Source organism: Protofrankia symbiont of Coriaria ruscifolia (genome assembly GCF_900634745.1).
Lineage (GTDB): Bacteria > Actinomycetota > Actinomycetes > Frankiales > Frankiaceae > Protofrankia > Protofrankia californiensis.
Genome location: NZ_CAAAFR010000120.1, coordinates 1 through 8,296, shown reverse-complemented (window position 1 = coordinate 8,296; position 8,296 = coordinate 1). Strand labels below are relative to the sequence as shown.

6 protein-coding genes and 1 pseudogene are annotated in these 8,296 nt (G+C 69.8%); all 7 read left to right on the top strand.

From position 1 onward, the window contains the following. Positions 1 to 593, top strand: a pseudogene (locus CV1CTNOD_RS14485) (hypothetical protein); the annotation flags it as partial. Continuing rightward, positions 586 to 885, top strand: coding sequence for a 4a-hydroxytetrahydrobiopterin dehydratase (locus tag CV1CTNOD_RS14480; RefSeq protein WP_131786622.1), 300 nt, complete (start codon positions 586 to 588; stop codon positions 883 to 885). The pseudogene CV1CTNOD_RS14485 and the gene CV1CTNOD_RS14480, both read left to right, overlap by 8 nt. An 87-nt stretch (positions 886 to 972) precedes the next feature. Further along, the gene (locus CV1CTNOD_RS26690) at positions 973 to 2,445 is read left to right on the top strand and encodes a hypothetical protein (protein ID WP_242606693.1); all 1,473 of its coding nucleotides are present in this window, start codon (positions 973 to 975) and stop codon (positions 2,443 to 2,445) included. Beyond that, positions 2,442 to 3,152 carry a creatininase family protein gene (locus CV1CTNOD_RS14470; RefSeq protein ID WP_131786621.1) on the top strand — a complete coding sequence of 237 codons (711 nt, stop codon included), beginning with the start codon at positions 2,442 to 2,444 and terminating at the stop codon, positions 3,150 to 3,152. Before CV1CTNOD_RS26690 ends, CV1CTNOD_RS14470 begins: the two co-directional genes overlap by 4 nt. Positions 3,153 to 3,536: 384 nt before the next feature. Further along, complete coding sequence (locus tag CV1CTNOD_RS14465) at positions 3,537 to 3,716, top strand: FxLD family lanthipeptide (protein ID WP_131786620.1); 180 nt, start codon at positions 3,537 to 3,539, stop codon at positions 3,714 to 3,716. 85 nt (positions 3,717 to 3,801) lie between these two features. Next, positions 3,802 to 6,822 (top strand): lantibiotic dehydratase, encoded by a 3,021-nt coding sequence (locus CV1CTNOD_RS14460; protein ID WP_165485520.1) that lies wholly within the window; start codon positions 3,802 to 3,804, stop codon positions 6,820 to 6,822. A gap of 207 nt (positions 6,823 to 7,029) precedes the next feature. Next, positions 7,030 to 8,232 carry a methyltransferase, FxLD system gene (gene fxlM / locus CV1CTNOD_RS14455; protein ID WP_131786618.1) on the top strand — a complete coding sequence of 401 codons (1,203 nt, stop codon included), beginning with the start codon at positions 7,030 to 7,032 and terminating at the stop codon, positions 8,230 to 8,232. Positions 8,233 to 8,296: the final 64 nt, after the last annotated feature.

The window sequence follows — 8,296 nt, the reverse complement described above, 5'->3', positions numbered from 1 at the left end:
CGATGGCGTTCACCGACCTGGGAAACGCGGCGGCCGTGATCGACCTGTGCCAGGCCGCGCTGGTCGACGCCCGGCACGGGTCGCCCGAGGTCCAGGTGTTCGCCTTGCAGCAGCAGGCGCACGGCGCCTCACTGCGCGGTGACCGACGCCAGGTCGATCTCCTGCTCGATCAGGCCGGCCGGCTCATGGACCAGGTCGACATCGAGGAGTGGGGCACAGCCTGCCGCCGTACCGACGGCTACGTCGAGGTGCAGCGCGCCACCTGCTACGGACGCCTCGGCCTCGCCGACGAGACCGACCGTCTTTGGCAGCAGATCATCCCGGCCGCGCCCGGCTCGGCCCGCCGCGACGTCGGGGTCTGGTCGGCGCGGCACGCGGTCGCCGCCGCGCGGCAGGGCGAACCGGAACGGGCGGTCGACCTCGCGCGCCAGGCGAGCGCGCTCGCGGTGGAGACCGGCTCCGCGCGGGCCCGGCGAGAACTGGCCGCGGTCGCGGCGGCGATGGCCCCGTGGCGTGCTCATCCCGTCGGCCAGGATCTGGAGCAGGTGCTCGCGCCTGTCACCACCGACGAGACCGGGAGAGATCATGGCTGAGGCACTGTCACGGGAACAGATCGAGGAACACCTGAAGGATCTGGACGGATGGACGACCGACGGCCGACGCATCGAACGGCTCTACTCGATACCTCACATCCAGGGGGCGGCGTTCGTCATGCACATCGCCGCCGTGCAGAACGAGTTCGGCCACCACTCCGACGCGACACTCGGCTACAAGACCGTGCACGTGTCGATCAGCTCCAGCGACATCGGCGGCTACGTCGCCGCGCACGACATCATCCTCGCTCAACGCATTCGGGAGATTGCGTCGGCGCATGGGGCGAGATAGCAGGTCGGTGACATGTGCTTGATCGATCCGCTACCGCGGAGTTTTCCAGGCATCGGCCGACCGTGAGGGAAGGGGTGCAGCGTCGTCATGGGCAGACCCGGACAGCGGATTGAACAGGACGAGCTGCGAGCGCGGATGCGCGCGGTCGGCATGTCCCACGACGAGATCGCGATCGAGTTCGCCCGCCGCTACAAGTACCGTCCCCGTGCGGCTCACCGGGTCGCCCATGGCTGGACCCAGCAGCAAGCGGTCGATCACATCAACACTCACGCCGCCCGCATCGGCCTCGACGGCGCCGCCACGCGCACCGCGCCCTGGCTCAGCGAGCTGGAGAACTGGCCGTTTCCACTCCGCCGCCGGCCGGCGCCCCAGCTTTTGGCCTTGCTCGCCGAGGTCTACGGGACCAGCGTCCACAACCTTCTCGATCTCGAAGACCGCGAGAACATGATGCCGGCGGATCTGATGGTTGTCAGCCAGATCCACAAAGGGCTGCCATCCATTTCACATCATGGCTCTGAGGACTCGATGATGTGGACAGCAGTTCTCGGTGATGTCTCCTCGCTGAGGACCACCGGGATTGCGGTCGAGAGCATCAGACTCACGAACCGCGCCTATCCTGTGTCTGAGTCAGATGTGTTCAATCAACCGCTGGCCATAGGCGTCGCCGATCCGGTGAAGCACTGGGTCGACCTACTGAGTCTGGTCGCCGGGAGAGTCAACGACAGTGGGGCCGGCTCGGTGTGGAGCCTGGTCCTGGGTCACCTTGAAGTGCTCGATGCGTTCCGCCGGGCGTCAACGGTCGAGGGTCTTCGGTTGCTCGCGGTCCAGGCTCGGTGGTCGGAGTTTCTTTCCTGGCTGGCCGACAGCCTCGGACGTCCGGGTGCGGCGAGGAAGTGGGCCGAGTTGGCGTTTGGCCAGGCGACCGAGGCTGGCGACCGTCGCACCGCGAGCTATGTCCTGATGCGACGGGCTCAGCAGGCGGCTGATCAGGGACGTGGCGGGGAAGCTGTCGCGCTGGGAGAAGGCGCGGCGGCCCTCGATTCCAGCAGTGCGTGTACCGCCGCGCTGTGTCTCGTCCGGCAGGCGCACGGGCATGCCCTCAACCGCGACACCGCCGCCTCCCGTGCTGCGGTCCGTCAGGCGGTCCGGCTGCTGGCTGGTGCTGAACGCGACCCGGACCCGTTGGATGGGCACTGCACGGATCTCTACGTGGCGGCATACGAAGGTCACTGCCGGCGGCTGGTCGGCGACCTGGACGGAGCGACAAGGCTACTGGGCGAGGTGCTGGCGGCCTGGCCGGCCGAGCTGCGTCAGGATGAGGTGATGTGGCGGGCATGGTTGGCGGACACGCATACCGCTGCCGGGCGCTTGGCCGAGGCGGGAGCTGAGGGCCTGCGTGCGTTGGAACTCGCCCAGGCCACCGGATCGGCGCGCGCCGATCTGGTACTCACCAGCATGGCGGGAACGCTCGCGGGGGCCGATCGGGTAGTCGAGGTCGGCCAGTTCCTCGCCGCTCGCCGGGTCGTTAACGCTGCGACAAGGAGACAGCCATCCCTATGATCACCACGGCGACCAGCGTCGAGGCGGAGCGAGTCGGCGCGCGGGCGGCCGTGTTGCCGGTGGGTAGCTTCGAGCAACACGGCGTTCACCTGCCCCTAGCGACAGATACGTTGATCGCCCAGACGATCGCCGAGGCCGCGGCCGATGCGTACGGCCTGTTCCTGCTCCCGCCGGTGACGTTCTCGTGCTCCCACGAGCACGCCTCATACCCGGGAACGGTGAGCATTTCGTCGGTCACTCTGACCTCGGTCATCCGCGACGTCGCCGACTCTCTGCGTCGTTCCGGCGTCGACGCGGTGGTGCTCGTCAACGGTCATGGGGGCAACTACGTCCTGAACAACATCGTTCAGGAGGCCAACATCAGCGGGCCGAGCATGACGCTGTTCCCTGGACGGTCAGATTGGGCGGCGGCCCGCGCCGCCGCCGAGCTGGAGACCGACGCCCACGACGACATGCACGCCGGCGAGCTGGAGACCTCCATCCTTTTGCACGTGCACCCCGATCTCGTCCGGCCCGGCTGGGAAACTGCCGACGAGGGAGGCGGCCCCCGACCGCACCTCCTCGTCCACGGCATGACGGCGTACACGCAGACAGGAGTGATCGGCCGCCCCTCGCTCGCTACCGCAGAAAAGGGCAAACGGCTTCTGGACAGCCTGACCGGCCTGATGAGCGCCCACCTCGACGCGCTCGGCCTGCCTGGTCGCTGACGGCTTCTACACCCGGCTTCATCGGCCACCGGAGAACCGGGCTGCCGGATGAAGCAGCTGCACAATCAGACGAAGATCCGCTGCGCTCAGTTCGCGCCCCCGGCACCCGAACAAACGGCGTGTATCCCGGCGTGTCTGGCCGAACAGACCAGCACGGCGGAGGTCGTCTTCCCAGGTCAGCGACCGGACAAGGCGCGAAGAGAAAACTTCGTCGCTGGGGGAATGACCTTGCGTCGTGGACGAGGCATCGTTACCTCTCGTTACCGCCGAAGGCCGGCACGGTGACTCCCGACCCTGCCCGTTCCGAAGCGAATGCGCCTGTGCGCGTGGTGCTTGGGGATGGTCGGCAGGTAGGCCGGGGAACGGCACTGAGAGGAGACGTGGATGTCCATCGTGCAGGAGGTCGGCCCCGTGCAGGAGGCCGGCTCATCGGGTGCGACGCCGGCCGACTGGTTCGACCTGCCGATCACCGTCGTCGATGACAGTTCGTGCGTGGCGAGCGATGGCTGCGATACCTCGGACGGCTGCTCGTCGACCTGTCCGTCGGCGTGCGCCAGTTCGTAGACGCAGGTCGTCGCCGTGCCGCCCCGACGCCGTCGGGGCGGCACGGGACGCGGATGTGACGAAGGCTGGGGAAGGGACGATGCCGATGGGCGGGGCGCTGTACCGGCCAGCCGGTCCCGCGTTGCTACGCGCGGCGATGAATGCGTCGGGCAGCGTGGCGTGCTGGCCGGTGCTGGAGGACCCGGCGGCGTGTCGAGAGTGGTTGGCGCAGGTCTGGGCGGCGGCTCGGGAGCCAGTCGCGCTCGCCAGCAGCGCGTTGGCTGCCCAGGTCGAGCAGATCGTGGCCGGGCAGCCTGTCACGGACCGACGGCTGCGCGCCGCGACGGCGACGGTGGTGCGGTACCTGCTGCGCGCGGAGGGGCGGGCGACGCCGTTCGCGCTGTTCGCAGGTGTCGCACCGGCGATGTTTGGCCAGGTGGGGTCGGTGCGCTTCGGTGATGGCCACAGGTCGGTGGCGCGGGTGGACGCCGCATGGCTGGGCGAGGTCATCGAACGTCTGGAAACGGGCCCGCTATTGGAGCGGGTGACCGTCGTGCTCAGCAGCCTCGTCGTCGAGCGGGCGGGGCGGTTGATCGTGCCGCACCCGGACGGCCAGGCGGAGGTACCGATTACTCCGCCGGTTCGGCTTGCGCGGGATGCCGCCGGTGATCCGGTGTGCTTCGCCGAGTTGGCCAACAGGCTGAACGAGGCGTTCACCGCCGCGGGCCCCGAGCGCATCAAGAGGTTGCTGCGTCAACTCGTCGCCGAGCACTTTCTGGTCACCGATCTGCGGGCGCCGATGACGGAGACCGATCCGCTCGGTCATCTGATCACGGTCCTTCGGGCGGTAGGTGCGTGCGAACTGGCCGAGGTCGCGCCGCTGGTAGAGGAACTGACCACGATCCACACCCGGCTCGGCGAACTCAACGCGACGCCGACCCTGGAGACGCAGGCGGCGCCACGCACGTCGCTACTTGCGGCGATGGACCGGATCGCCCCCCAGCAACGCTCGCCCCTGGCCCTCGACCTCGTGCTCGACTGCGACCTTCAGCTGCCCGAGTCTGTCGCCTCAGACCTCGCCGTGGCCGCCGGTGTCCTGACGCGGCTGGGCCGGGAACCATTGGGACCCGCAGCCTGGGCGGACTATCACCGCAGGTTCGTCGAACGCTACGGCGTCGGCAGTGTCGTTCCGCTGCTCGACGTGCTTGACGGCGCGTCGGGGCTCGGCTACCCGGCCGGCTATCCGGGCTCGGTCCTGCCGGCGCCCGCGCCGACGGTGACCGATCGGGACCGGCGGCTGCTTGCCCTGGCGTGGGAGGCACTCGCGGGCGGCGGTCCTCTTGAGCTGACCGACGCGCTGATCGAACACGTCACCGCCGGCGACCTGTTCGACTCGCGATTCGTCCCGGCCCACGGGGAGATCGCCGCGAAGGTCTGCTCCCGCAGCGTCGAGGCATTGAACGCCGGGGACTACCATCTGGCTGGTACGCCCGCCCGCGCGGCCGGAACCCTGACCGCGAGATTCCAGCCCTCGACTGGTGACACGGCGCTGGCCCGCGTCTACAGGTCGGTTCCGGTGCTGCACGAGGGCGCCACCGCGGTGCAGCTGGCGTGCCCGTCGAGGTTCGTCCGCGGCCAGAACGTCGCGCGGCTGCCCCAGTTTCTGCCCGAGGTACTGGCCCTCGGCGAGCCACCGCCGGACGGGCCGCGCGGGATGGGGCCCGCAGATCTGGCGCTGACCGCGACCGGGCGGGGCCTGCTGCTAATCGAGGCAGCCACCCGTCGCATCGTCGATCCGCAGATCTTTCACGCGCTGGCGCTGGACCGGCAGCTGCCGCCGCTGGCGCGGTTCCTGGCGCACGTGCCGCGCGCGTTCGCCGCCTCGTTGACCGCGTTCGAGTTCGGACCCGCTGCCGGCGCCCTGCCGCACCTTCCCGAGGTCCGCTACGGCCGGATCATCCTGGCACCCGAACGCTGGCGCCTCCACACCGCCGACCTACCCGGACTCCACGCGCCGAGCGCCGATTGGAGCCGTGAGCTGGGCCGGTGGCGGCACCGGCATCGGTGCCCAGATCTCGTGGAGCTGGCCGACGGCGACATGACGCTCCGGCTGGACCTCACGGTCCCGGTCCACGGCACGATCCTGCGCGAGCAGCTGGCCGATGCGGGTGTGGCGATGCTGAACCGAGCCGTGCCAGGCGAGGACCTCGCCTGGATCGGGCATGCCCACGAGGTCGTCGTGCCGGTGGTCCGCGCGGGGCCACCCACGCCGAACAAGCTCGCCCTGCCGCTGGTCAGCAGGGTCAACACCGACGGCCACCGGCCCGCGGACCCGAACGCCCGTTGGATCTCCGGCCGCGTCCATACGCACCCCGCCGCGATGGACGACCTCATCGCCGCCCATCTGCCCGACCTGGGCGCCCGGCTCGACGGCGCGCCGCTGTGGATGGTCCGTTACCGCAACACCGAGCAGACCGACCATCTGCGCATCCGCGTCGCCGCCGAGGCGAATAACCACGCGGACCGCGTAGCCGTCCTCGGCGCATGGGCCGCCACGCTGGCCACGACCGGCATCGCCGGCCCGGTGTCCTTTGACACCTACTTCCCAGAGGCCGGCCGCTACGGCGCCGACGCCGCTCTCGAAGCCGCCGAAGCCGTGTTCTGCGCCGACACCACCGCCGCGATCACCGCGCTGCGCCAACCGCCAGCCCGACTGCATCCCGACACCGTCGTGGCGTTGTCGATGCTCGACATCGCCGACGCGTTCCTCGGCGGAATGCGCCCCGCCGTCGACTACCTGACGACACGCGTCCTCGCCAAACCGCAGACCATCGATCACCGCATCGTCGGCGACACCACCCGGGTGGGCCGCCACAGCGTCCCCAGGGATCTGCCGCACCTACCTGCCGCCCTCGCCGACGCCTGGGCAGCCCGTGCCAAGGTCCTGGCCACCTACCGCGCGGCGTTACCCAGCCAGATGGAGCCCGCGAGGGTCGCCGACTCCCTCCTGCACCTGTCCTACAACCGCCTCCGCGGCATCAACCGCGACCACGAGGCCGCCTGCCTTCGGCTGGCCCGCGGCGCCGCTCTCGCCTGGCGCACCACCCAGAAAACGGAGCTCGCATGAGCGCGGCCCCCTCCGCAGCCCGGACATCGCTGGCGCTGTCGCGGCGGTGGCGGCCAGCCCGGCTCGCGTCCGGTGGGAACGCAGCCGACCCGCCCCGAGGAGGCACCCGCGAAGCGGGCACACCCGCTATCTACGCTCCTGCCTTCGAGCGCCATCCCCTTGCGACCGCGGCACTCGACCTGATCCCACTCCGACAAGGACACGCCCATGACGACCGCGACACCCGGCACCGCCGCCGAACTCCACGCCGACATGGTCAGGAAGATCACCAGCAGTCGGCCCAGCCTCGACAGCCCTGTCATCGAGGCGCTGCGCACGGTGCCCCGGCACCTGTTCCTGCCGGACGCCACGCTCGATGAGGCGTACAACCCGTACAAGGCGGTCATCACCAAGACGGCGCTCGACGGCACGCACCTGTCCTGCGCCTCGGTCGCGACCCTCGTCGCCGGGATGCTGGCCGAGCTGCACGTCCGCCCCGGCGAGCGGATCTTCGAGGTCGGTGCGGGCACGGGCTACAACGCGGCGCTGCTCGCCGAACTCACCGGCCCCGACGGGCTGGTCGTCACCACCGACATCGACGAGGAGATCACCGGGCAGGCATCGAAAGCCCTGGCCACAGCGGGCTACCGCGGCGTGCGGGTCCTGACCCGCGACGGCGCGCTCGGCGACGAAACCGACACGCCCTTCGATAAGATCATCGTCACGGTTGGTGCGTGCGACATTCCCAATGCCTGGTTCGCCCAGCTCGTCCCAGGCGGACGGATGGTTTTGCCTCTGCGCTGGCGGGGCCAGACCCGCGGCGTCGCCTTCGTCAAGGGCGACGACGGTGTGCTCCGCTCGGAGTCAGTGTTCCTCTGCGGCTTCGTCCCGATGATCGGCCAGGACGTCGAACGCTCCGCCGCGCTCCACACCGACCCGCTCGTCCAGATCCACTACGACGTCGACCAGGACATCGACCCAGCCCAGCTGACCGGCAGCCTCGACACCCCCCGGGCCAGCGCCTGGTCCGGAATCACCGTCGGCCCGCAGGACCCCATCGACGGGATCTGGCTACGCGCCACCGCGACCGATCCGGCCGTCTGCCGCATCAACGCCAGTTCCAACGCGGTCAGCGCCGATCTTTGCACGCCCTTCATCCCGAACCTGAGCCCCACGCTGATCGCCGGCTCCTCACTGGCCTACCTCACCAAGCGCCGGCTGGAAGGCCCCGACCCGCTCTACGAACTCGGCGCCCACGGCCACGGAGCCGACGGCCACGCCCTCGCCGAGCGGCTGTGCGGACACATCCACACCTGGAACACCGACCGCGAAGCCCGCCCGTCCCTGACCGCCATGCCTCTGACCGCTCAGGCCACCATTCCCAAAGACGCGATCGTCAAGAAAGACTGCACGGTCACCGTCACCTACTGAACACCTAATGGGGCGCGTCGGCGAGACGGTACCGGCCAGCGGCGTCCCTTGGACACCGCTGGCT